The sequence below is a fragment of the Brevibacterium sp. UCMA 11754 genome (assembly GCF_021532275.1).
In the GTDB taxonomy this organism is placed as follows: domain Bacteria; phylum Actinomycetota; class Actinomycetes; order Actinomycetales; family Brevibacteriaceae; genus Brevibacterium.
This window is the reverse complement of record NZ_JACBOT010000024.1, coordinates 186,494-211,212: the sequence shown is the minus strand read 5'-3', so window position 1 is coordinate 211,212 and position 24,719 is coordinate 186,494. Positions and strand designations below refer to the sequence as shown.

The following is a 24,719-nucleotide window of genomic DNA, read 5'->3' as shown; positions in this document are numbered from 1 at the left end:
GTTCGTTCGACAAAGCCCCCACAGACCGACCGCCGCGCACCGCCTCGGCGACTGTCGAGTCTTCTTCAGATACCTGAACCTGCAAAAGCTCCCCACATGTGGGGAGCTTTTGCAGGTTCAGGGTGCCGATGCGGTGAAATGGCGGCGTGCCGACACCTCAGGACTCAGAGGACTGGGCCTTCGGCGTCGGCTTCTCGCTGTCGCGGCTCGGCGCCACGAGCTCCTTGCCCGGCGATCTCCGGACGAGGAGGACGGCCGCGATCAGGCCCACGAGCACTGCTCCGAAGACCACGGTTCCGGCATTGAACCCGAGTCCATTGATGCCGATGAATGCCAAGGCACCGGCGGTGAGTGAATAGACGAGCATCGGGATGGAGGTGCGTCTGATGAGTTCGCCCTCGCGTCCGATGAGACCGACCGTGGCAGAGGCGGCCACGACATTGTGGACGGCGACCATATTTCCTGCCGCACCGCCCACGGCCTGGGCGGCAACGACCGTTTCGGGACTGGCCGCCCCGATCGCCGTTCCGGTGGAGAACTGGAACTGCGAGAACATGATGTTCGAGACCGTGTTCGAACCGGCGACGAATGCGCCCAGGGCTCCGACGAAGGGGGCCAACAGCGGCCAGCCGCTGCCCACCGTGCTCGCGGCCGCCTCAGCCAGGGTGACCGGCATCGAGTCCAGGCCGGAGGCATTGTAGTCGCTGCCGGAGTTGATGAACACACGCACCAAGGGAAGTGAGCACAGCAGCGCCACTGCGGCACCGGCGATCTGCGAACCTGCGATCTTCCACGAACCGGCGATCTGCGAACCGCTCATCCGGTGAATCAGGTAGGTGCACAGGCAGGCGATGACGAAGATGAAGCCCGGGGACCACAGAAAGTCCATATCCGAACTGATTGCGGTGCCGAAGATCTCCTTGATCTTGATGACGGCGGGCCCGGTGAGGAATTCCTTGACCGGAGGCACATTGCGAGTGAAGAGCAGGAGCGCGACCACGATGAGATAGGGCGACCATGCTCGGATCATCGACATCTTCTTCGTCAGCTCCGCCGCCTCATCGGCCGGGTCCACGGTGCCCATCCAGTGCTTGGGCCACATCTCGCGTGGGGCGAAGTCCCAGGTCTTCTTCGGCATGAGGAAACCGGCCTTGCTGGCGGTGACGACGATCGCCAATCCGACGAGACCGCCGATGAGCGAGGGGAATTCGGGACCGAGCAGATTTGCCACCAGGAGGTAGGGCACGATCATGGCCAGGGCCGAGAAGATGGCGAACGGAGCGATCGCCAGGCCGTCGGCGAAGCGCCTGGTGCGACCGAAGAAGCCTGTGAGCATGCAGGACAGCAGCAGCGGGATGAGAATTCCGCAGACGGCGTGCATGAGAGCGACCTGGGTGGCCGTGTGGGCGATGAATTCCGACTGGCTGAGACCGAGTTCGGAGGCTCTCGCGGCAACATCGGCAGACATGCTGCCGTCTTCCTTCGACAGCCCGGTGCCGATTCCGACGACCATGGGTGTTCCCACAGCGCCGAAGCTCACCGGTGTGGACTGGATGATGAGACCGGCGAGAACCGCGGCGATGGCTGGGAAGCCGAGGGCGAGCAGCAGCGGTGCAACCACCGCGGCGGGAGTGCCGAACCCTGCCGCGCCTTCGATGAAGGAACCGAAGAGCCAGGCGATGATGATGACCTGGACGCGTCGGTCGGGAGAGATCGAGACGAAGCCGGCGCGGATCGTCTGGATCGCGCCCGAGCGCGTGACGGTGGCCAGCAGCAGGAGGGCACCGAAGACGATCCACAGCAGCCCGATGGCGGTGAACAGTCCTTGGACCACCGAAGCGCTGATCGTCACCCAGTCGATCTGCCACGCGAAGTTCGCGACGAGTGCGGCGGCGACCAGCCCGATAGGCATCGCATACTTCGCGGGCCAGCGAAATCCGATGAGCAGGATTCCTGCCAGGAGGATGGGGGCGAGCGCCAGAAGCGCTGCGACAGCGAGGTTGTCCATCGTGAATCCGATCCGCGGCGTCGTTGCCGCTTGGTCGAGGAGCCCGACCCGGTGCCTCTGATCGGTTGACCAGCAGACGATATGGTGCCGACTCTGCAAACGAAGTACCTGCGTTCATCGTGCCTGGTGGTGTGTTGTACCGTCAAGGGATTCGTCTGTCTCACCTCGAGGGAAGCGTTTGACGAGATGTGCATCACCTCCTATTCTTTTCGTTGTGTGAACAATAAATTTCACGATGTGAAAAGTTTCGCAGGCTAAACCCCGTTGCCAGCGATAAGCGATGCACTAGTGAAAGTGCCGACTAAGGAGAACCACCGATGACTGCTCATATCGAGAATCTGGACATTCCAGAAGGCATGGAGATCACCGGCGAACTGCCGGACGGGGCAGAGAAGGTACTCACCCCCAAGGCCCTCGAGCTCATCGTCGAGCTGAACCGGAAGTTCAACGGCGCCCGCCTCGAACGCTTGGAGGCTCGCAAGGAGCGCCAGGCTCAGATTGCCGCCGGCGCTGACCTCGACTTCCTCCCCGAGACCGCCGAGATCCGCAACGATCCCAGCTGGCAGGTCGCACCACCGGCACCAGGTCTCGAGGACCGGCGCGTGGAGATGACCGGACCGACGTACAAGAAGATGACGATCAACGCCCTGAACTCCGGAGCCAAGGTGTGGCTGGCTGACCAGGAGGATGCGAACACCCCACAGTGGGATTCGGTCATCGGCGGACAGCTCAACCTGCTCGACGCACTCAACCGCGAGATCGACTTCACCTCGCCCGAGGGCAAGAGCTACACCCTGGCCCCCGACGAGGAGCTGCCGACCATCGTCGTCCGTCCCCGCGGCTGGCACATGCCGGAGAAGCACATCCTCGTCGACGGCGAGGAGACATCCGGCTCGCTCGTCGACTTCGCGCTCTACTTCGCCACCGCCGGACAGCTCCAGATCGAGAAGGGCAAGGGCCCGTACTTCTACCTCCCGAAGATGGAATCCCATCTCGAAGCTCGTCTGTGGAACCAGGTATTCGACCACGCAGAGGACTCCTTCGGTCTGGACCGTGGGACCATCCGCGCCACCGTGCTCATCGAGACCTACCCCGCGGCCTTCGAGATGGAAGAGATCCTCTACGAACTGCGCGAGCACTCCTCAGGTCTCAACGCCGGCCGCTGGGACTACATCTTCTCCGTGATCAAGAACTTCCGCGCCCGCGGTGCTGACTTCCTGCTGCCCGACCGTTCTGACGTGACGATGACGGTGCCGTTCATGCGCGCCTACACCGAGCTCCTCGTGCACACCTGCCACAAGCGCGGCGCGCACGCCATCGGCGGCATGAGCGCCTTCGTGCCGGCGAAGGACCCGGAGGCGAACGAGGCCGCATTCAACAAGGTCCGCGAGGACAAGTCCCGTGAGGCCGGCAAGGGCTTCGACGGCTCCTGGGTGGCCCACCCCGGCATGGTCGCACTGTGCAAGGAGGTCTTCACCGAGACGCTGGGTGCCAACGCCAACCAGATCGAGAACAAGCGCGATGACGTCTCCGTGTCCGCAGCCGAGCTCCTCGACGTCAAGTCGACCCCAGGATCGATGACGGAGCAGGGTCTGCGGACCAACGTCTCCGTCGGCATCCAGTACCTGCGCGCCTGGTTGGAAGGAAACGGCGCCGTCGCCATCAACGGACTCATGGAAGATGCCGCGACCGCTGAGATCTCCAGGTCCCAGGTCTGGCAGTGGATGGACGCCGGAGTCGAACTCGACACCGGAGTCACCGTCACAGCCGACTTCGTGCGCCAGGTCGTGACCGAAGAGGTCGCGAAACTGCCAGGTCAGGAGTCGGACTGGAAGGATGCCACCGACACATTCCTGTCCGTGGCCGTCGCAGACGAGTACGTCGACTTCCTGACGTTGCCGGCCTACGCACGTATGCCCTGACAGGCAGGTCCGTGCAGGCCCTGAGTCTGCGCGGGTCAGGAGTCTCACCACGTAAGAACGCCGTCGAAAATGTGCCGCGGAGCACATTTTCGGCGGCGTTCTTCGCTAAGCTCGACATCACCGACGCAAGGAGGCGGAAGTGGACATGAGCAGAATCGAATCGGTCCTCACACGGATCGAACCACATTTGCCACCAGGGGCGATCGTCACCGACGAGAACGAGCGCAAGACCTACGAGTGCGACGGTCTGGCCGTGCACAGGACCGTCCCAGCGCTGGTCATCCGCGTCACCTCCACCGCCGAGGTGGCCCTGACCGTGCGTGCCTGCCACGAGTTCGGCGTCCCCTTCGTCGCCCGCGGTTCGGGCACCGGGCTCTCCGGTGGGGCCCAGCCGCACGCAGAAGGCGTGCTCATCGTCATGTCGACGATGAGGGACATCCTCGACATCGACCCTGCCGCCCAGCGCGCGATCGTGCAGCCAGGCGTCATCAACCTCAACCTCTCCAATGAGGCCAACCCGCACGGATACTACTTCGCCCCGGATCCCTCGAGCCAGAGCGTGTGCTCGATCGGAGGCAACGTCGCAGAGAACTCCGGCGGCGCCCACTGCCTCAAATACGGTTTCACCACCAACCACGTCACCGGCCTCACCCTCGTCACCGCCCAGGGCGACGTCGTCGAAATCGGAGGACAGGCCCCCGAATACCCCGGCTTCGACCTCCTCGGCGTGCTCTGCGGATCAGAGGGGACGCTGGGGATCGTCACCGAGGTGACCGTGCGTCTGACCCGGCTGCCCGAAGCCGTGGAGACGCTGCTCATCGGGTTCGAGTCCACCGATGCAGCAGGAGAGGCGGTCAGCGACATCATCTCCGCGGGGATCATGCCCGCCGCCATCGAGATGATGGATGCGTTGGCCATCGAGGCCGCAGAGAAGGCCGTGGCCTGCAACTATCCAGACGGTGCAGGTGCCGTCCTCGTCGTCGAACTCGACGGACCGGCCATCGACGTCGATCTCGAGCGGGAGACGGTCATCGCCAGGGCGAAGGACCACGGTGCCGGTGAGGTTCGCGTCGCCGTCGACGATGTCGAACGCGGTCTGATCTGGAAGGGCCGGAAATCGGCCTTCGCCGCCGTCGGTCGGATCAGCCCCGACTACATCGTCCAGGACGGAGTCATCCCACGGTCGCGGCTCGGGCCCGTGCTGGCGTCGATCTCGACGATCGCGGAGGAATGCGGCGTGCGCGTCGCCAACGTCTTCCACGCTGGCGACGGCAACCTGCATCCGCTCGTCCTCTTCGACGGCAGCATCGAGGGCCAGACCGAGTTGGCCGAGACCGCCTCGGGTCGGATCCTCGACCTGTGCCTGAGTGAAGGCGGTTCGATCACAGGCGAACACGGGGTCGGATCCGACAAGGCCAAGTTCATGCCGCGCATGTTCACGAATGAGGATCTGGACACGATGCAGATCCTGCGCTGCGCCTTCGACCCGGACTATCTGTCGAACCCGGGAAAGGTCTTCCCGACACCACGACTGTGCGGGGAACCACCTCGGCGAACATCGGGGGAACATCCCCTCCAGGCAGCAGGAAAGGCGGAGCTGTTTTGACCGAGGAACTTCCCAGATTCGCTCGACCCGAGAGCGTCGAGGAGCTCTCCGAGATCATGTCGAATGCACACCGGGACGGACACAGCGTCGCCGTCTACGGCGGCGGGACGGCCCTCGATGATCACCCGCCGGGTGAGACACCTGGTCTCCTCATCGACATGAGCGGACTCAACCGGGTGATCGAACATTCTCCTGGGGACCTCATTCTCGTCGCCGAGGCAGGTGCGACGATCGCTGCTCTCAAGGACGTCGCCGAAACCGGTGCCCAGGAACTCCTCTCGGACTTTCCTGCGGACCGGGTCGACTCCGGGTCGACGCTGGGAGGCGCCATCGCAACCAGAGCCGTGGGGCCACGGCGAATCGGCCGTCTGCCGCTGCGTGAGGTCGTCCTCGGCGTCACCGTCGTCCTCGCCGACGGCACCATCGCGAAGGCCGGTGGCAAGGTTGTGAAGAACGTGGCCGGCTACGACCTGTCAAAGCTCATGACCGGGTCCTGGGGCACGCTGGGGATCATCGCCAGCGCAGCGATCCGGCTGTACCCGAAGCCGGAAACCCAGGGCTACGTCGAGATTCCCGGCGCCGAGGCTGCGCTGGGAGTCCTCGGCTCCCAGATCGCGCCGGCGGCAGTCGAAATCGACCGGTCGCCGGGTGCAGAGTCCACGACCGTCGTCATGGTCGAGGGACTCCCGGAGTCGGTCGAGTCCCGAACCCGGCAGATCATCGCAGCCTACCCTGGTGCGAAGGCGGGTATCGAGCCGAGCTGGTGGGCACGGCGGGCTCAGGCCCCCGTGACGATACGGGCCTCGGTCTCACCGGCGCTGGTGCCGGAGCTGGTGGCTCAGATCGCCCGACTCGAAGACGCCATCGGCTACCCGATCCAGCTGCGCGGCAGCGCCATGGGAGTATTCGACCTCGGCGTCGGCGCACCCGACATGGACCCTGCGATCGCAACACGGGTGGTCCTCGAGCACCTGCGGACCTGGGATCGCAGGCAGCTGATCGCGACGCTGCTGTGCGCACCGCCCGCAGTGTGGAACGAGATCGACGCCTGGGGCGAGATCCCCGGGTTCGCGCTCATGGCCACCATCAAGGACCAGTTCGATCCGAACGGTCTGCTCTCACCCGGACGTGGAATAGGAGGACTGTGATGTCATGCGATTGCGGTGGCGCAGGAGGCTGCCAAGGCGGCGGAGCGCCAAGCCAGGGCGGTGGTGTTCCGGGCCAGGTTTCTGGACCGACGGGGTTGGAGGCCACGATGGCGACCGGGGGTCAGGCAACGATGGAGATGGCTCCGCCGACCATGGACCACTCGGCCTTCGACGTCTTCAACCCGCCGGACCCGAGTCTCATCGCCGACTGCGTCCACTGCGGCTTCTGCCTTCCCGCCTGCCCGACCTACCAGCTGTGGGGAAATGAGGAGGACTCACCGCGCGGACGCATCTACCTCATGGAGAAGGGCCTGGAGGAGGGGCCGATGAGTGCGTCCATGGTTGAGCACTTCGATGCCTGCCTGGGATGCATGGCCTGCGTCAGCGCCTGCCCGTCCGGAGTCCAGTACGACAAGCTCATCGAAGCCACCCGCGGACAGGTCGAACGCAACGGCAAGCAGCATCGCAGTCGCGGCGAGGTGGCGCTGCGGGAGGCAATCTTCCAGCTGTTCCCGTACCCCGATCGTCTGAGGACCATGTTGGCACCTCTCAAGCTCTACCAGCGGACGGGACTGTCATCGGTCATCCGCAGGTCCAAGATCCTCGAGAAGCTCTCACCGACTCTGGCCACGATGGAGGCCATCGCACCACCGGTGACCAAGACGGTCACCATTCCAGCGTCGAACCCGCCACGCACGGCCGAGGGCGAAAGCCTGCCTGTCCGGTCGCGAGTGGGGATGCTGCTGGGATGTGTGCAGCGAACCTTCTACCCCCAGGTCAACGCCGCAACGGTGCGTGTTCTCAACATGGAAGGCTGCGAGGTCGTGGTGCCCCAGTCACAGGGCTGCTGCGGTGCCCTGTCCGTCCACGCCGGGCGCAGCGAAGAGGGCGAGGACTTCGCACGCAGAATCGTGGACACATTCACCTCGGCGGACGTGGACTATCTGGTCGTCAACTCCGCAGGCTGCGGATCGACGATGAAGGAGTACGCCGACATCCTCGCCGATGATCCCGCCTACGCTCAGCGCGCGAAGGAGCTGGCGGACAAGGTCAGGGACGTGACCGAGATCCTCGTCGAACTCGGACCCAGCGCCCCACGGCACCCGGTGGCCCGCGGTGGGCTGCGTGTGGCCTACCACGATGCCTGCCACCTCTCCCATGCCCAAGGTGTGCGCAACCCTCCACGTGAGCTGCTGGGTCAGATCCCCGGGGTCGAGCTGGCTGCGATCAAGGATGCCGACACCTGCTGCGGCTCGGCCGGAATCTACAACCTGGTGCGCCCAGAGGCGGCCCGCGAACTGGGAGACAAGAAGGCCACGAATATCGCCGCCACCGGAGCCGATCTCGTCGTCACCGGCAATCCCGGCTGTCTGCTGCAGGTCACCGACGCGCTTCGCCGACAGGGAGAGGCCACACTGCCGACGGCACACACGATCGAACTCCTCGACGCCTCACTCACGGGTGCAGGGGCAGGGGACCTGTTGGCACGGTGAGGCACGGCTCTACTTGACGATGAGCACCGGGCACTCGGCCTCGAGGATCACCCTCTGAGTGCTCGAACCCAGAAGCAGCTTGACCACGGGGGAGCGGCGCTTGGAGGGCAACACGATGAGCTTCGCCTGCCACGCCTCGGCGAGGTCGATGATCTGGGAGGCCACATCGGAATCGGCGCGTTGGATCTCGAACTCGAGGTCCGCCTCGGCGAGCCGATCGGCCAGCTCCTTCGTCTGAGACAGGGCACCGGTCGACGGAGCTGTCGTCGTATCCGATTCGAAGTGGACGGCGCGTACAGCCGCATCCTCTCGCCGTGCGCCGGCGATCGCCTGCTCGATGAGTGCCGTGGAGGAGTCCGACCGGTAGGCCAGGATGACCGTGGCCTGGGCATCGTCGATGCCGGCTGAGGCCGCTGCCCGCAACGAGGGCGCCGGGAAGCGGTGACGAGGGGCTGAGTAGAAATCAGTCATGTCGGTCGTATTCCTATCCGATTGCGATGACGCCGATGAGGACGCCGACGGTCAGCATCACCAGGGACACGATGAGGGCGCGCCACAGGACCTTCTTGTGGTGGTCTCCGAGTTCGACTCCCGAGAGTGAGACGAGGAGCAGGATCGCGGGCACCAGCGGTGACTGCATGTGCACCGGCTGGCCCGTGATGGAGGCTCTGGCCATATCGGCCGCGGAGATGCCGAAGTGACCGGCGGTCTCGGCCAACACGGGAAGGATGCCGAAGTAGAAAGCGTCATTGCTCATGAAGAACGTCATCGGGATCGAGAGCAGTCCGGTGATGACGGCCATGTAGGGGCCCATGGATGTCGGAATGACATCGACGAGCCACTCGGCCATGGCGTCGACCATGCCGGTTCCGCTCATGATGCCGGTGAGCACGCCGGCGGCCATGACCATGGCGACCACGGCGATGATCGCCGAGGCATGCGAAGCCAGCTCTTCCTGCTGTGCCTTGATATTCGGGAAGTTGACCATGAGGGCGATGACCATGGCGATCATGAACAGGTAGGGCAGGGGCAGCAGGTCGGCGATGAGCATGACCATCACGGCCACGGTCAGCGTCAGGTTGAACCAGAAGAGCTTGGGACGCAGCGTCGCTCGGTTGGGGTCGAGTGCGGTGTCGGTCAGAGCGGAACCGGAGCCGGAACTGGCTTCCGAGCCGTCATCGGCACCCGCGGTCTCCGCGGGCGATGATCCCGCCGAGGCTGCTGCGTCGTGATCGGATCCCGACGTCGACCCGGTGCTGGGACCAGAATCTGAACCCGAGGCTGAACCCGTGCTCGAGCGGGCCACGGCACCGACGAGCTCGGAGCGCTTCGATCCCGAACGGGACTCATCGACCCAGGCCACACCGTTCTTGGCAAGGCGGCGTCGTTCGGAGATGCCGAGGAAGTAGGCGAAGACGAAGCACATCAGCAGGCCCGCAGCGAGAGCCGGGACCATCGGAGCGAAGATCTCGTTGGCATCGATCTGCAGGGCCGAGGAGGCGCGTGCCGTCGGACCGCCCCAGGGGACGATGTTGAGTGTGCCGTTGATCAGACCCGCGACACAGGTCAGTACCACTGGCGACATCTCCAGGCGCTGGTAGATCGGCAGCATTGCGGCGGTGACGACGATGAACGTCGTCGACCCGTCACCGTCGAGGGAGACCGCCCCGGTCAGCAGGGCGGTGCCCATGACGACTTTGACGGGATCGTGGCCTGCGACCCTGAGGATGAACTCGACGAGTTTGTCGAAGAGTCCGACGTCGATCATGATGCCGAAGTAGATGATGGCGAAGAGCAGCAGCGCTGCCGTCGAGGACATGTCTGCGATGGCGTCCATGACCATTTCGCCGATTCCCAAGCCTGCGCCCGTGAACAGCCCGAACACGGTCGGGACGATGATCAGCGCCAGGATCGGTGAGAGTCGTTTCGTCATGATCAGCGTCATGAAGACGATGATCATTGCGAAACCGAGAACTACGAGCACGAACTTCTCCTTCGAAGGCGGATGTGATGCCCGATACACCCTAGATCGCGTTCTGTCGCGGCGCGCGTTTGTGTGCACTGAACACGTTCTGCCTTTTTGGCACCTTTTGCGCATTTCGCTCATGCGTGGTTAGTGTGGGTCGGTGCGACGTCCCACCCGATCCTTCTCACGCCGTGTGCTGCTCAGCCAGCTCGCGGTCATTGTGGTGACGCTGGCGCTGGTGACCGGAGTCTTCGCGTGGATGGGTGCGCGCTCGGTCACCGAGGTTACCGAGACCAAGGCACTGGCGACGGCACGGACGCTGGCGATCGATCCCGAGGTGAGGAAGGGTTCGACCCAGGCCTCGGCACAGCCTGCGGGGGAAGCCGAGGAGGCGATCACCACTCCGCTGCTCGAGATCACCGATGACCTGCGTGACTCCTCGGGCATCGTGTTTGCGGTCATCACCGATGACCGGGGCATCCGACTGACCCACCCGGACCGGGACAACATCGGCAAACGGGTGTCGACCTCCCCGGATGAAGCGCTGGCGGGCAGGGAGTCCGTCACGCATGAGCGAGGCACCCTCGGTGAGACGGTGCGCGCCAAGGTGCCGATCTATTCCTCCTCCGATGACGAGAGTGTCGTCGGGGAGGTCTCCGTGGGCATTCACGCCTCGGTGCTCGATGCCGACCTGCGACGAGAATTCCTCGTTCTCGGCTCTGTCACCGTCCTCGCCCTGGTCATCGGCGTGATCGCCTCGCTGGCTCTGGGACGCAGGCTGCGCCGCGAGACTCTGGGCGTGGGTCCCGAAGAACTCGCGGAGATGGCACGTGATCAGGGCGCAGTGCTGCGCGGCCTCGACGACGGTGTCCTGGCCTTCAGCTCATCCGGAGAGCCGACCCTGAGCAATGCGACGGCCGAAGAGCTGCTCGGGATCGCCCATGTCGATGCCGACGAGGACGATGTCGACACAGGCGAGGACTCCACGGCCTCGGTCACGGGCGGACCGGCGAGCGCCTCGCAGGCGGACGTGCCTGAGGTGATCAGGAGCATGATGCTCGAGGCACCCGATCACGGTGCTCTGCGTCGGCGAGTCACCGTCGGCGATCGGATCCTGTTGGCCACGGCTGTCCGGGTGAGCCGTGATGGGGTCTCGGTCGGCGGGGTCGTCACCCTGCGCGATGAGACCCAGGTGCTCACGATGGCCCGTCAGCTCGAATCGGTGACATCGATGGCCCGGGCCCTGCGCACTCAGCGCCACGAGTTCGCCAACCGGCTGCACACTGTCCTCGGCCTCGTCGACACAGGTGCCACCGATGAGGCACGGAACTACCTCGCCACGATCCTGCGGACCGGACCGATCGCGACCCCCGTCGAAGGCATCGAGGTGATCACCGACCCGTACCTTCGTGCGCTGCTCGAGGCGAAGGGGACCACCGCCGCCGAGGCGGGTGTGACCCTTGCCGTCACCCCGGATTCCTTGGTGCTGGGGCGGGTGAAGGAGCCCGAGGACGTCACGCTCATCCTCGGCAATCTCATCGACAATGCGGTGCGAGCGGTGGTGACGAATGCAAGCGGCAGCGGTGCTGACGGTGCATCTCGAACCGACGAGGTGTTCGGCAGAGTCGAGGTGACGCTGCTCGGCTCGGGTCCGGAGCTGCATGCCGTCGTCACCGACTCCGGTGGGGGAGTCGATGACGATGATGCGGAGTCCATCTTCGACGAGGGGATCAGCAGCGCCGACGGTCTCGACCCAGAACATGGCCACGGCATCGGTCTGGCGCTGTGCCGAAGGACCGCTCGGAGACACCACGGCAGAGTGTGGCTGCTCAGCGGTCACGATCCGGACCTCGGCGGTGCCGGCTTCGCCATGGGCTTGCCCGATGTGCTCAGTGAAGATGCGGATGACGACGTCTCCATAGGTGGCAATCACGAAGACGACATTCCTGCCCACGAGACTTCCACGGACGAGAGTTCCGCGGACGAGAGTTCCGCGGACGACAAGGAGAGATGATGGTCAACGTTCTGGTTCTCGACGACGACTTCTATGTGGGACAGATCCACTGCCGGTACATCAACGAGGTTGCCGGATTCCACGCCCTGGAACCGGTCAGAGATCTGCGTTCCGCGCGCACGATCATCGCCGAGGAAGATGTGGACCTGCTGTTGGCCGACTACGTCCTGCCCGAAGGCAACGGTGTCGAACTCATCCGTGAGACCGATGTCGATGCCATCGTGCTCTCGGCCGTGGCCGATCCCGACGTGGTGCGCTCGGCCCTGCGGGCGGGAGCGATGACCTATATCATCAAACCCTTCGCTGCCGAGGAACTGCAGGACTTCCTCAGGCGCTATGCCCGCTTCCGGCGCTATTGGGACCGCGAGAAGGTCAGCCAGCCGGAGCTCGAACGTCAGCTGCGCAGTCTGCATGACGTCTCCTCGCCGGGGAGTGCACCGGCCCGCGGATCGGGGTCGTCGACCAGCGGTCGGATCCTCGAGGCGCTCGAAGGCGCGGATCGTTCGCTGACGGCGATGGAGGTCTCTGACGTCGTGGGCACCTCCCGCGCGACAGCCCAGCGCCACCTGGCCAAGCTGGCCGAGTCCCGAGCAGTCACCGTCTCACTCCAATACGGAAGCACCGGCAGGCCCGAACACCTCTACGGTGTGGGCTGAGGGGTCAGCGGTCCCGATCGCACGCCCGACCGTTCCACCGAGGAAAGTGTGAGTATGAACGACAGAATCAGGATCAGGATCCGGATCGGCGTCGGTGTCCGGTATTTCGGGAGAGGAAAGTTGCTCGGTGTCTCGATGACCGAGGTGCCGGCATACAGCACGCTCGAACTCAGGTCAGACGTCGTCACGTTTCGCAACGGATTCTGGAATCACGAACCATTCAAGTTGGTTGGGCTATTCCCGGTCGTCCCCGGCGGCACCAAGCAGGTCCAGCTCGCGCGGCAGAGTCCGCATCCGCAGGAGCGGGGAGGCGAGCACGGAAATCGACGCGGCAAGCGAACAGGCCGCGAGGATCCACATCGTCGTGGACACGCCGAGCCTGTCACCGAGGATCCCGGCGAGCAATGAACCCAGCGGCATCGGCCCCCAGACGAGGAACCGAATCGAAGCGTTCATGCGTCCCAACAGCGGCTTCGGGCACAGGCGCTGGCGGAAGCTGACCTGGGCGACGTTGTAGACGACGACCGCCCAGCCGGTGACAAGACTGGCTGCGAGCATCGTCGGGAAGGCCGGCAGAAACGTGGCCAAAGGCATCCCGAAGAAGCTCAACCCACCGAGCATTGCGGACACCGAGATGCTCGTTCCCTCACCGAGTCGTGCCTGCACCGAGGCGGCACTGAGGGCACCGAGGATTCCCCCGATCGCACTGGCCGACATGATGATACCGAGCTGAACTTGGCTCAGTCCCAGTGTCGTCAGCACGAACAGCACCAGAAGGGCGAAGATGCCCGAGGATGCGAAGTTCGTGAGGCCCGTACAGGCGGTGATCCGGCGCAGCAGGTTGTGCCCGAGCACGAAGCCGAGTCCTTCACGGATCTCGGAGATGAAGCCGGTGCGGGTCGCCGGTTCCGGCGGTGCTTCATGGTGGCGGATTCTGCTGACGAAGAGACTCGACAGGCCCATGCAGACACTGGTCAGGCCCACTGTCAGTGGGGCTCCGATGGCGGCGACGAGTCCTGAGGTCAAGGTCGGTCCGACGACTCCCGCTGTCTGCTGACTGGCCTGAAGCTTGCCGTTGCCGTCTCCGATGGATGCGCCATCGACGAGTTCGGGCAGATACGACTGATTGGCGATGTCGAAGAAGACGGTGACGATCCCGACTCCTGCTGCCACCAGATAGAGCTGGAACATGCTCAGAGCGCCGAGCGCCCAGGCCAGCGGGATCGTCAGCAGGATGGCAGCGCGCACGATGTCGCCGGAGACGATGACGATCTTCTTCGGCAGCCGATCGATCCAAGCACCCGCAGGCAGACTGATGAGGAGGAAAGCTGCCGATTCCAGCGTCGCGAGAAGCCCCATCTGGAAGGCGTTCGCGTCTAAGAGACTGACGGCGATGAGGGGTAGTGCGAAGAAGACGAGCTGAGAACCGAACACCGAGACGGTGTCGCCCGCCCACAGTTTCATGAAGTCGCGATGGGTCCACAGGGGTGAGCGTCCCGAGCGTGCGGTGCCGGATGTGACCATGGCTCGTCCTTGAGTCGGGGTGTCGTGATCTGATGGGGGAGAGCAGATCAGGAGTGATTGAGATCTCTCAATCGCAAGTCTGTCAGGAGTGATTGAGTTAAGTCAATCACTGCGAGGTGACCAATTGACTTCTCCCGATCCCTCGTTAGCGTTGAGGTATGAATGCTGAGCGCGCCGAAAATACAGCGCGGACCGTCGCGCGAGCCGTCGAACGCCGTGATGCCACCGACGCTGAAGCGAAGGCCTTGGCCTCGAGTCTGCGCATTCGCATCCTGCGGCTGTGCCTCGACGAGGCGCTGAGCAATCGCGAGATCGCCGAGGCGGCCGACCTCAACCCCGCGACATCGCTTCACCATGTGCGGATGCTCGCCGACACTGGTTTCCTCGAAGCGCAGGAGTCGAGGCGGGGTCGCCGAGGTGCGCGGGAGATCCCGTACCTAGCGACGGGCAAGAGCTGGTACATCGATGTCGGCGACGTGACGAACCCGATGATCGAGGCCTTCACCGCCGAATTCACTGCGGCTCCCTACGAGGAGCGGACGATGGGGCGGATGGCGGCGATGCTCACCGATGACGAGGTTGAGGAGTTCCGCGGCCGTATCGGTGCCCTCTTCGAAGAGTTCCGCTCCCGCCGTAAGAAGCCGGAAGCCAATCAGTGGGGACTGTTCATCGCCATGCACCCGAGCAGCCACGCACCCGAATAACAACGAGCGACAGCTACAAGACGCGCGCTGCGCGGCGATCTACGATGTTTCCGAGGGGCCAGAGCGGGACGACCTCGAGGCCTATGCGGCGATGGTCGCGGAGCGCGGAGCCACCTCGGCGGTGGATGCGGGATGCGGAAAGTCTGAACCAGGTGCGTTAGGTGGTCATTCCGGGCTGAAAATCCTCGGGCGGATCAGCCCAGAACGACCATCTAGCGCGGCTGCACAAACAGGCTGACGGCGCGCCGAACCCTGCGGATTTACTGGGCAGGAGCGCATAATCGCCCTAAGATAAGAGGCATGGCGACCAGAACGACTTCCCCCGCTTCTGGTAAAGGAAAAGGCACAGCGCGCAAAACTGCTGGTCGGACCGGGCAAGCGGGGACCAAGGAAGACCCCGGGACAAACGTTGTCACCGGTGCGTGGAGGGGAGTGGCCCACATGGCCGGAAACCGTGCGCGAAAGATCCTCAGTGACGAACCGAGCGATCAGTCACCGACCAAGAGAGACGGCACTGCCTTCTTCCTCATCGGTCTCTCGATCATCATCGCAGCCTTCGAATGGTGGAACATCCCCGGCGCCATCAGTGACGTCGTCCGCAACGTCGTCGAAGGCACCTTCGGCAGGGTGGCACTCGCGCTGCCGGTGATCTTCACCTGCTACGCGATTCGACTGTTCCTGCGCGGGGACGATAATCGGGGCAATAACCGGATCCTCATCGGTATCATCCTCCTGCTGCTCTCCGCATCCGCACTGGCCCACATCTCCGCGGGCAACCCCACCTTCGCGAACTCTCGTGAGGCCATGGCCAACGGGGGAGGGGCGCTCGGCTTCGTCATCTCCTCGCCTCTGGTCGTCGCCACCACCAACTTTGTAGCTGTCCCGCTGCTCATTCTGCTTGGACTCTTCTCCCTGCTGGTCATCACCGCGACACCCGTGCGTTCGATCCCCAAGCGCCTGATGGATCTCTACCTGCGTCTGACCGGGGGAGCGCGCCCAAGTTCCGAGAAGCAGGACGGGCAGGACTCGACCGACCTAGTCGCTGAGAACGCGCGCACCTCCACCCTCAAACCAGTCATGGGTACAAAGCGCCGGTCGAAGAAGAAGAAGACTGACGGCTCTGAGGCCGATGGCGGCAGTGCCGACGATGACACGACCACCAAGGCTTACGACAAGGCCTATATCCATGAAAACGATGTCAGCGATGAAGAAGCCGACACCACCGTCATCGAACGGCCGAAATTCAAGCCGGGCGAGCGTCGACCGACGAAGGCCGAGCGGGAAACGGCCGCGCTGAAGAAAACCATCGGCATGGACGATGATGCCGCCACGGTCACGAACAAGGCCACACCGGGTGACGCCTCGGCGCCGGTGCCTGTCACGAACGCTCCGGTGGCCCCACCCACTGAACAGCTGCCCGAACGCGTCGAGCAGCTCACTCTGGCCGGGGACGTGACCTACACGCTTCCGAGCTCGGACAACCTCACCCCCGGCCCGCCCGCAAAGGAGCGTTCCGAGGCCAACGACCGTGTCGTCGAGGCGCTGCGCGACGTGCTCGAGCAGTTCAAGATCGACGCACAGGTCACCGGCTTCTCACGTGGCCCAACGGTCACCCGCTACGAGGTGGAGCTGGGATCGGGCACCAAGGTCGAGAAGGTCACGGCGCTGTCGAAGAACATCGCCTACGCGGTGGCCAGTGCCGATGTCCGCATCCTCTCGCCGATTCCCGGCAAGAAGGCCATCGGCATCGAAATTCCGAACTCCGACCGCGAGAACGTCTCCCTCGGCGATGTGCTGCGCTCGAAGGCCGCCCGCAAGACCGAGAATTCCCTGGTCATGGGTGTGGGTAAGGATGTCGAAGGCGGATTCGTCGTCGCCGACCTGGCTAAGATGCCCCACCTGCTGGTCGCGGGTGCGACCGGTGCCGGTAAGTCGAGCTTCGTGAACTCCATGATCACCTCGATCATGATGCGTGCAACCCCCGACGAGGTGCGCATGATCCTCGTCGACCCCAAGCGCGTGGAGCTGACGATCTACGAAGGCATCCCGCACCTGATCACCCCGATCATCACGAACCCCAAGAAGGCCGCCGAGGCGCTCGAATGGGTAGTGCGCGAAATGGACGCTCGCTACGACGACCTCGCGAACTACGGGTTCAAGCACATCAACGAGTTCAACAAGGCCGTCCGGGAGGGCCGCGTCCAGGTTCCTGCAGGATCGGAACGGGTGCTCCAGCCCTACCCTTACCTGCTGGTCGTCGTCGACGAGCTTGCCGACCTGATGATGGTCGCCCCACGCGATGTCGAAGCCTCGATCCAGCGCATCACCCAGCTGGCGCGTGCGGCCGGCATCCACCTGGTCCTAGCCACACAGCGACCCAGCGTCGACGTCGTCACCGGCCTCATCAAGGCCAACGTGCCTTCACGTCTGGCGTTCGCCACGTCATCCCTGGCCGACTCCCGCGTCGTGCTCGACCAGCCGGGCGCGGAGAAGCTCATCGGACAGGGTGATGCACTCTTCCTGCCCATGGGTGCTGCCAAGCCGATGCGTGTCCAGGGCGCCTGGGTCAACGAGTCGGAGATCGAGAAGGTCGTCGAACACGTCAAGGGCGAACTCAAGCCGAACTACCGTGAAGACGTTGCGGTGGAGAAGCCGACGAAGCAGATCGACGAGGAGATCGGCGACGATCTCGAACTTCTGCTTCAGGCGGCCGAGCAGGTTGTGACCACCCAGTTCGGCTCGACCTCGATGCTGCAGCGCAAGCTGCGCGTCGGCTTCGCCAAGGCCGGGCGTCTCATGGACCTCATGGAATCACGAGGCATCGTCGGACCCTCCGAGGGTTCGAAGGCTCGCGACGTGCTCGTCCGGCCCGAGGATCTGCCGGGAACGCTGGCGATCATCAAGGGCGACCCCGCCGGACGAGAACGCGAACCCGGCATCGGCCGGTGACGGCTCGGACGACGACGGCTCCGGCTACGGTGCCAACCGGGCGCATGATGCAGGCGCGCAGTCGGCAGCGGCAGACTACGACGAGGAGTTCGAGGACTTCGGAGACTCGGGGTCAGACACCTCGGCGAGGTCTTCAGGTTCTGGTGCCAACGATCGTTACGCGACGGGAGTCGGGCATGCCGCAGACCTGCATGTCGGCGACGTCGACCCCGAGACGGGGTTGGAAGTCGTCGAGACCAGCGGTGAGGACGCTTGGTCGCTCACAGGCCGCTGACTCCAGCGACAGAGCAGAACTGAAATTCGGAATACGGCACTGAAAATCGGAATACGGCGTGGAGCCGGCCGCTGAAACGAGTGGCCGGCTCCACGCCATTCACATATCACTCCGATAGGCTTGCCACGTGAATGATCGATCAGAGAACGGCGCCCCGGGACACGCACCGGCAGAGCCCAGCCCGTGGAATGTTCCCAACGCCCTGACCGTATTGCGGATCCTGCTCGTCCCAGTCTTCCTCGTCCTCCTCCTGGCCGACGGAGGCCAGGACATGACCATGCGGTGGTGGGCATTGGTCGTCTTCCTCCTGGCGATGGCCACGGACAAGATCGACGGAGATCTCGCACGCAAATACAACCTCATCACGAACTTCGGCAAGATCGCCGACCCGATCGCCGACAAATCTCTGATGGCTGCGGCACTCATCGGCCTGGCCGCGATTGCTGAGATCCCTTGGTGGGTTCCTATCATCATCCTCGTCCGGGAACTCGGCATCACCGTGCTGCGGTTCTTCATGATCCGCATCGCCGTCATGCCCGCATCCAGAGGCGGGAAGATCAAGACCGTGCTGCAGACCGTCGCCATCGGGCTGTTCCTCCTCCTTCGCCCCGTGGCGCAGATCGTCCCGGAAGGCGCGACCTTCGCATTGCTGATCCTGGCCTGGCTGATCATGGTCGCCGCCATCGTCGTCACAGTCGTGACGGGAATCGACTACTGCCTCCAGGCCGCGAAACTTGCCAAGGAATCGCGCGGGGGAGACGGGACTGCCGAGATCGGAGCCTCCGACCCGAGTCCGAAGTGAGCCTGTGAACGAGACCGAACTCTTCTCCCGAAGTCAGCACCTCATCACCACCTGTGCGCAGGTGGGACTCTCGGTCGCTGGAGCGGAATCACTGACCGGCGGTCGCTTCGTCGCCACGCTCGTCGATGTTCCCGGAGCCTCCGCCGTGGTGCGCGGTGGACTCATCACCTATGCCACCGACCTCAAATCGCGGCTTGCCGGAGTCGATGCCGACCAGCTCGAAGAGACAGGACCCGTCGACGAAGTCGTCGCAGCTCAGATGGCGGCTGGTGCGGCCAGGGAATGCGTCTCCGACATCGGGGTGGCCTGCACCGGAGTCGCCGGGCCCGAACCGCAGGACGACAAACCGGTCGGTCTCGTCTACACGGCCATAGCCTTCGCCGGAAAAGCACAGGTCAGCGAGCATCAGTTCGCCGGGGATCGAGACACTGTGCGCGCACAGACGGTCGCGGCCATGGTGGCAGACCTCGACGACTTCGTCACCCGGCTGGCGTTCGGTCCCGACGCGATCAGCGCCGAAGAATCATGACGGTGCAGCTGCGGAATAAGTTCGGCCTCAGCGAAGTTGACCAGGTAATGGCAATCAGAAGAATACGCACCGGCACCTTCGAATGGACTGGCAAAACCATCAGGTCACGCACCCAGGTTGGCGCTCGGCATCGACCGGGCTGTAAAGTTGACTACACCATCACGACTGTTCACGGAGACAAAGGGAGGGACGCGCAATGCTACTGAGAGTTGAAATCGGTGACGCGCTGCGCTCCGTTCGTCGGCGCCAGGGGCGGACCCTGCGCGATGTCTCCACGGGAGCCAGCGTATCGCTGGGCTACCTCAGTGAGATCGAACGCGGACAGAAAGAAGCCTCCTCGGAGCTCCTCTCCGCGATCTGTGAAGCACTCGATCTGCCGTTGTCGGCTCTGCTGTCATCGGTTTCCGATCGTTTCGCGCTCGAAGAGGGTGTCGAGATTCCCGACACCATTCCACAGGAACTCTCCGACAAGATCCTCGGTCGCCCAGGTGGATACCCGGTGCCACGACTGGCAGCCAAGCCCTAATGCGTCACACCCTCTACTGGGTCCTCATGAACGAGGAGTTCGGAGAGGCTCGTGCTGCATCGCTGCACACGGACCTCGCGCTGAGCAGCCTGGGTTCCCGGACCGCCGAAGAGGCATTCCGAGCAGGCATCGAACCCCGCGACATCTGGATCGCTGTCTGTGATGCCTCGGGTGTGCCCGAATCACACCGGCTGGGCAAAGAGAAACCGCGTTCACGTCCCTTCTAGGGTTGTCTTTTCGTGGGGCTGTCGTTGCCAGGACTGTTCCTCATCATTCGAATCCTGCCTCTTCGCAGCGCGATATCGCGGGTGCCTGGGCAGGGTGCCTGAGCCGGGTGACTGGCCAGTGAGCGGAGCGATGCCAGGTGCGAAATAGTGCGACACGCGCCGACATATAGAACACTTGTTCCCATGTCGGTTATGCTGGTAATGAATCACGGGACCTGTGACCATGAGTGGCTGATTATCCACGGGGGAATTCGTTCCTCTGTTGTTATGTCAGTGCCACCTTCTAGCCTTGGTCTCAACGGAAAACGAAACTTTTAGGAGAGACCATGGCTCGTACACCGAAGAACCTGCAGATCCCAACCGGCGGAGATAAGTCGAAGGCGCTGGACGCCGCGCTGGGACAGATCGACCGCAACTACGGCAAGGGCGCAATCATGCGTCTGGGCGAAGGCGTTCGCGAACCGATCGCCTGCATCCCCACCGGTTCCATCGCACTCGACATCGCTCTGGGCATCGGGGGCCTGCCCCGTGGCCGTGTCGTCGAGATCTACGGCCCGGAATCCTCGGGTAAGACCACAGTGGCTCTGCACGCTGTCGCCAATGCTCAGAAGACCGGCGGAATCGCGGCATTCATCGATGCTGAGCACGCACTCGACCCGGAATACGCGAAGAAGCTCGGAGTCGACACCGACCAGCTGCTCGTGTCTCAGCCGGACACCGGTGAGCAGGCACTCGAAATCGCGGACATGCTCATCCGCTCCGGAGCCCTCGACGTCATCGTCATCGACTCCGTCGCGGCCCTCGTGCCGAAGGCCGAGATCGAAGGCGAGATGGGCGACAGTCACGTGGGTCTCCAAGCGCGCCTGATGTCACAGGCCCTGCGCAAGATCGCGGGCGCACTGTCCCAGTCGAAGACCACTGCGATCTTCATCAACCAGCTGCGTGAGAAGGTCGGTGTCTTCTTCGGCTCACCAGAGACCACTTCCGGTGGTAAGGCTCTGAAGTTCTACGCCTCCGTGCGCATCGACGTACGACGCATCGAGACCTTGAAGGAAGGCCAGGATGCGGTCGGCAACAGAACCCGTGCCAAGATCGTCAAGAACAAGATCGCTCCGCCGTTCAAGCAGGCGGAGTTCGACATCATCTACGGCCAGGGCATCTCCCGCGAGGGCAGCCTCATCGATATGGGTGTCGAGAACGGCATCGTCCGCAAGTCCGGATCCTGGTTCACCTATGACGGCGATCAGCTTGGTCAGGGTAAGGAGAACGTTCGGAACTTCCTGCGCGACAACCCGGGACTGGCCGAGGAGATCGAACTCAAGATCAAGCACAAGATGGGTCTGATCAAGGTCGACGAGCCCGAGCCCGAGGCCGGGGCAGAGACCGACCAGGTTGAAGACAGCACAGCAGAGAGCTCGAAATCGGATGACGTCGAAGTCTCCTGACCCGATCGATCGCGGCAGCGATCTCGCCGAGTCGAGACCCCACGGGGGAAGCTCGGCGAGATCAGATGTGCCGACCGCGAAGCTGGACAAGCTGCGTGAGGCCATCACCGAGATCGACCAGCGGCATGCCGAGGGGGAGTCGGAGTACTTCGCTGACGCCAGCTCTGGCCCGGACTCTTCGTTGTCCCCGAGTCTCACGTCTCCCGCGGATGCTCCTTCATTCGCTGACGCGCTGTCGCTCGAGGATGATGATGAACCCGAGGACTTCGACGCCTCATACGCGAAGGCGAAGAAGACGGCCATGAACATGCTGGCCATGCGCGACCATGCCAGCGGCGAACTGCGCGACAAACTGCTCAAACGTGACTTCCTGCCGGCGGCCGTCGATGAGCTCATCGCCAAACTGCAGAAGTCCCGGCTCCTTGATGACGAGGAATTCGCTCACCGCTACGTGCGCGCTCACCGGGAACGACGCAAGCTCTCCCGGTCAGCTCTCAAACGAGAGCTGAGCAAAAGGGGATTGGCCGCAGAGATCGTCTCCGGCGCCGTCGAAGATGTGGACGGGGAAGATGACCTCGCCCGCCAAGTAGCTGAGAAGAAGGCGGCATCGACACGCGGACTCGACTACGAAGTCCGCGAACGTCGAATCCTGGGTATGCTCGCCCGACGTGGATTCGCATCCTCAGTCTGTCTGAAAGTGACACGCGAAGTCCTCACCGAGGACTGAACAACGCCGATGACAGACAACAGCTAGAATAGTTGCGCCATGACTGAACTGATTGATGCCCCCGCCTCCACCGAGAAGTCACCTCGCAGCTACGAGGTGAAGACCTACGGCTGTCAGATGAATGTCCACGATTCCGAACGGCTCTCCGGGCTTCTCGATGATGCGGGCTATGTTCCTGCAGACACCGATGACCAAGCCGACGTCATCGTCTTCAACACCTGCGCGGTGCGGGAAAACGCGGACAATCGCCTCTACGGAAACCTCGGTCAGCTCGCCCACGTCAAGGAACGCAACCCCGATTTCCAGATCGCAGTCGGGGGCTGCATGGCGCAGAAGGACCGGGACACGATCGTCAAGAAGGCCCCCTGGGTCGACGTCGTCTTCGGCACCCACAACATGGGATCACTGCCGGCGCTGCTCGAACGAGCCCGACACAACCAGGAAGCCCAGGTCGAGATCCTCGAGAGCCTCGACGTCTTCCCTTCGACCCTGCCCAGTCGACGCGAGTCGCAGCATTCCGGGTGGGTGTCGATCTCGGTCGGTCGGATGCAACAATTCCTGCACGTTCTGCATCGTTCCCAGCCTGCGCGGCAAGGAGAAGGACCGCAGGCCCGGCGACATCTTGGCCGAGGTTGAAGCGCTCGTCGCCGACGGAGTCGTCGAAGTCACGCTTCTGGGCCAGAACGTGAACTCCTACGGCGCAGAATTCAGAGACAAAGGCGCATTCGCGAAACTGCTGCGCGCCGTGGGCAATGTGGAGGGCATCGAACGGGTGCGTTTCACCAGCCCACATCCTGCGTCATTCTCAGACGATGTCATCGATGCCATGGCAGAGACACCGACCGTGATGCCGCAGCTCCACATGCCTCTGCAGTCCGGGTCCGACACGATCCTGAAATCGATGCGCCGGTCCTACCGCACCAGCAGATTCATGCGCATCCTGGATTCCGTGCGCGAGAAGATCCCGCACGCAGCGATCACCACCGACATCATCGTCGGATTCCCCGGAGAGACCGAAGAGGACTTCCTGGGAACCATGGACATCGTCCGCCGTGCGCGCTTCTCGCAGGCGTTCACCTTCCAGTACTCCATCCGACCAGGCACTCCCGCCGCCACGATGGACGATCAGGTGCCCAAGCACATCGTGCAGGAACGCTTCGAACGACTGACGGCCCTCCAGGATGAGATCTCCTGGGAGGAGAACAGGGCACAGATCGGTCGAGAGGTCGAAGTCCTCGTCACGACCAGACCCCATGATGACTCACCACGACTGACCGGCCGATCCGCGGACAATCGACTCGTCCATGTCGGAATCCCCGAAGGAGCGTCCATGCCACGTCCCGGTGACTTCGTCACCGCTACCGTGACAGATGCCAAACCCTTCTTCCTCTTGGCCGACTCGGGCTTCGGTGTGCGATCATCCCGAGCAGGCGATGCCTATGACCGCGCCCAGGCGGACAGCTGCGGAGCCCCGGCCCCGGGCCAGACGAGTGGCGGATCAACCAACCTAGGTATGCCGACCATCCGCATGCGCAGCTGAGATGCGCTCCTTTGCGATCATCCCGGCGGCCCCGATTCTCCTGGCCGGCGTGGACCTGGCAGAGACCGCCACAGCTGTGGCGCTGCGAACGTCGATCGAGTCCGCTCTGCTGACCAAGGCGTCGTGGGCACTGCCGATAAGTGGCCTGCCACCCTTGGCCGGCCTCGGGGGACTGGGGATCGATCGAGGCATCGACACCCGTACGAATGAGCTGCTCGAAGGCGAGGACTGGGTTCAGGCTGTGTCCGAACTCAGCCCTGCCAACCGTGCAGACTGCGAATCCGCGCATCCTGCCATCGCCGTGGCGCTCCTCCACGCCCACGCCTCCGGGGTTCGAATCGGCCCGCTGGGCAGCAGCGACGACCTGCTGGTTCCCATCGACCTGTCCGCCGCAGCCTCGTACAACGCCCCATTGGCCCCCGTGCCCCTGGCGGCGGAGGCCGACGACAGGATCGTTCGCTCACTCCAAGACGGAGATATCGGGGCGGTCTCTGCTGCGATCGCTGCGGCAGCCGACGTCCACGCCGATCTCGACCTCCTCGATGCCGCCGTTGTGCACATGCGAGCTCATGGAGGTCGCAACTATTCGTTCACCACCGTGTTCGACGAGCGCGTCCACGAGGTTCGTTCGCTGTGCGGGACCGGGACGTACTGAAATG

At 63.7% G+C, this 24,719-nt stretch carries 18 protein-coding genes and 2 pseudogenes; 16 read left to right on the top strand and 4 right to left on the bottom strand.

The window, feature by feature from the left end; translation table 11 throughout:
- Nucleotides 1–157: 157 nt before the first annotated feature.
- The gene (locus HX613_RS12975) at nt 158–2,008 is read right to left on the bottom strand and encodes an L-lactate permease (RefSeq protein WP_235345710.1); all 1,851 of its coding nucleotides are present in this window, start codon (nt 2,006–2,008) and stop codon (nt 158–160) included.
- A 317-nt stretch (nt 2,009–2,325) separates the two neighbouring features.
- Between HX613_RS12975 and aceB the strand changes: the two genes are divergently transcribed.
- The 4 genes from aceB (at nt 2,326) to HX613_RS12955 (ending at nt 8,177) form a co-directional block, all read left to right on the top strand.
- The gene (aceB, locus tag HX613_RS12970) at nt 2,326–3,930 is read left to right on the top strand and encodes a malate synthase A (protein ID WP_235345709.1); all 1,605 of its coding nucleotides are present in this window, start codon (nt 2,326–2,328) and stop codon (nt 3,928–3,930) included.
- A 145-nt stretch (nt 3,931–4,075) separates the two neighbouring features.
- Complete coding sequence (locus HX613_RS12965; protein WP_235345708.1) at nt 4,076–5,536, top strand: FAD-linked oxidase C-terminal domain-containing protein; 1,461 nt, start codon at nt 4,076–4,078, stop codon at nt 5,534–5,536.
- Nucleotides 5,464–6,684, top strand: coding sequence for an FAD-binding oxidoreductase (locus HX613_RS12960; protein WP_328284962.1), 1,221 nt, complete (start codon nt 5,464–5,466; stop codon nt 6,682–6,684). The genes HX613_RS12965 and HX613_RS12960 overlap by 73 nt, the downstream gene beginning before the upstream one ends.
- Nucleotides 6,685–6,791: 107 nt before the next feature.
- Nucleotides 6,792–8,177 carry a heterodisulfide reductase-related iron-sulfur binding cluster gene (locus tag HX613_RS12955; protein WP_235345706.1) on the top strand — a complete coding sequence of 462 codons (1,386 nt, stop codon included), beginning with the start codon at nt 6,792–6,794 and terminating at the stop codon, nt 8,175–8,177.
- Between the two features lie 9 nt (nt 8,178–8,186).
- On the opposite strand, the gene HX613_RS12950 is transcribed toward HX613_RS12955, so the two are convergent.
- Both HX613_RS12950 and HX613_RS12945 read right to left on the bottom strand, forming a co-directional pair.
- Nucleotides 8,187–8,648 carry a universal stress protein gene (locus HX613_RS12950; protein WP_235345705.1) on the bottom strand — a complete coding sequence of 154 codons (462 nt, stop codon included), beginning with the start codon at nt 8,646–8,648 and terminating at the stop codon, nt 8,187–8,189.
- Nucleotides 8,649–8,661: 13 nt separating this feature from the next.
- A complete protein-coding gene (locus tag HX613_RS12945; RefSeq protein ID WP_235345704.1) occupies nt 8,662–10,161 on the bottom strand; it encodes a CitMHS family transporter in 1,500 nt (499 codons plus the stop codon).
- Between the two features lie 142 nt (nt 10,162–10,303).
- On the opposite strand from HX613_RS12945, the gene HX613_RS12940 reads away from it, so the two are divergent.
- Nucleotides 10,304–12,157, top strand: a complete 1,854-nt coding sequence (locus HX613_RS12940; protein ID WP_235345703.1) for a sensor histidine kinase — start codon at nt 10,304–10,306, stop codon at nt 12,155–12,157.
- Complete coding sequence (locus HX613_RS12935; RefSeq protein WP_235345702.1) at nt 12,154–12,813, top strand: response regulator; 660 nt, start codon at nt 12,154–12,156, stop codon at nt 12,811–12,813. Before HX613_RS12940 ends, HX613_RS12935 begins: the two co-directional genes overlap by 4 nt.
- A 234-nt stretch (nt 12,814–13,047) precedes the next feature.
- On the opposite strand, the gene HX613_RS12930 is transcribed toward HX613_RS12935, so the two are convergent.
- The gene (locus tag HX613_RS12930; RefSeq protein WP_235345701.1) at nt 13,048–14,337 is read right to left on the bottom strand and encodes an MFS transporter; all 1,290 of its coding nucleotides are present in this window, start codon (nt 14,335–14,337) and stop codon (nt 13,048–13,050) included.
- 158 nt (nt 14,338–14,495) lie between these two features.
- On the opposite strand from HX613_RS12930, the gene HX613_RS12925 reads away from it, so the two are divergent.
- The 10 genes and pseudogenes from HX613_RS12925 to HX613_RS12880 all read left to right on the top strand — a co-directional run bounded on the left by HX613_RS12925 (nt 14,496) and on the right by HX613_RS12880 (nt 24,715).
- Complete coding sequence (locus HX613_RS12925; RefSeq protein ID WP_235345700.1) at nt 14,496–15,041, top strand: ArsR/SmtB family transcription factor; 546 nt, start codon at nt 14,496–14,498, stop codon at nt 15,039–15,041.
- A gap of 300 nt (nt 15,042–15,341) precedes the next feature.
- Nucleotides 15,342–18,264 (top strand): annotated as a pseudogene (locus tag HX613_RS12920) (DNA translocase FtsK).
- 127 nt (nt 18,265–18,391) lie between these two features.
- Entirely contained in the window at nt 18,392–19,066 is a 675-nt protein-coding gene (gene pgsA / locus HX613_RS12915) for a CDP-diacylglycerol--glycerol-3-phosphate 3-phosphatidyltransferase (protein WP_235345699.1), read from the top strand.
- Nucleotides 19,067–19,070: 4 nt separating this feature from the next.
- Nucleotides 19,071–19,595, top strand: a complete 525-nt coding sequence (locus tag HX613_RS12910; RefSeq protein WP_235345698.1) for a CinA family protein — start codon at nt 19,071–19,073, stop codon at nt 19,593–19,595.
- Nucleotides 19,596–19,791: 196 nt separating this feature from the next.
- On the top strand, nt 19,792–20,121 hold the full coding sequence (locus HX613_RS12905; protein ID WP_143922548.1) for a helix-turn-helix domain-containing protein: 330 nt from the start codon (nt 19,792–19,794) through the stop codon (nt 20,119–20,121).
- Nucleotides 20,121–20,348 carry a DUF3046 domain-containing protein gene (locus tag HX613_RS12900; RefSeq protein ID WP_101619758.1) on the top strand — a complete coding sequence of 76 codons (228 nt, stop codon included), beginning with the start codon at nt 20,121–20,123 and terminating at the stop codon, nt 20,346–20,348. Before HX613_RS12905 ends, HX613_RS12900 begins: the two co-directional genes overlap by 1 nt.
- A gap of 326 nt (nt 20,349–20,674) precedes the next feature.
- The gene (gene recA / locus HX613_RS12895; RefSeq protein ID WP_235345697.1) at nt 20,675–21,793 is read left to right on the top strand and encodes a recombinase RecA; all 1,119 of its coding nucleotides are present in this window, start codon (nt 20,675–20,677) and stop codon (nt 21,791–21,793) included.
- A complete protein-coding gene (locus HX613_RS12890; RefSeq protein ID WP_235345696.1) occupies nt 21,774–22,520 on the top strand; it encodes a regulatory protein RecX in 747 nt (248 codons plus the stop codon). Before recA ends, HX613_RS12890 begins: the two co-directional genes overlap by 20 nt.
- A 39-nt stretch (nt 22,521–22,559) precedes the next feature.
- Nucleotides 22,560–24,060, top strand: a pseudogene (gene miaB / locus HX613_RS12885) (tRNA (N6-isopentenyl adenosine(37)-C2)-methylthiotransferase MiaB).
- 1 nt (nt 24,061) lies between these two features.
- Nucleotides 24,062–24,715, top strand: coding sequence for a hypothetical protein (locus HX613_RS12880; protein WP_235345695.1), 654 nt, complete (start codon nt 24,062–24,064; stop codon nt 24,713–24,715).
- Nucleotides 24,716–24,719: the final 4 nt, after the last annotated feature.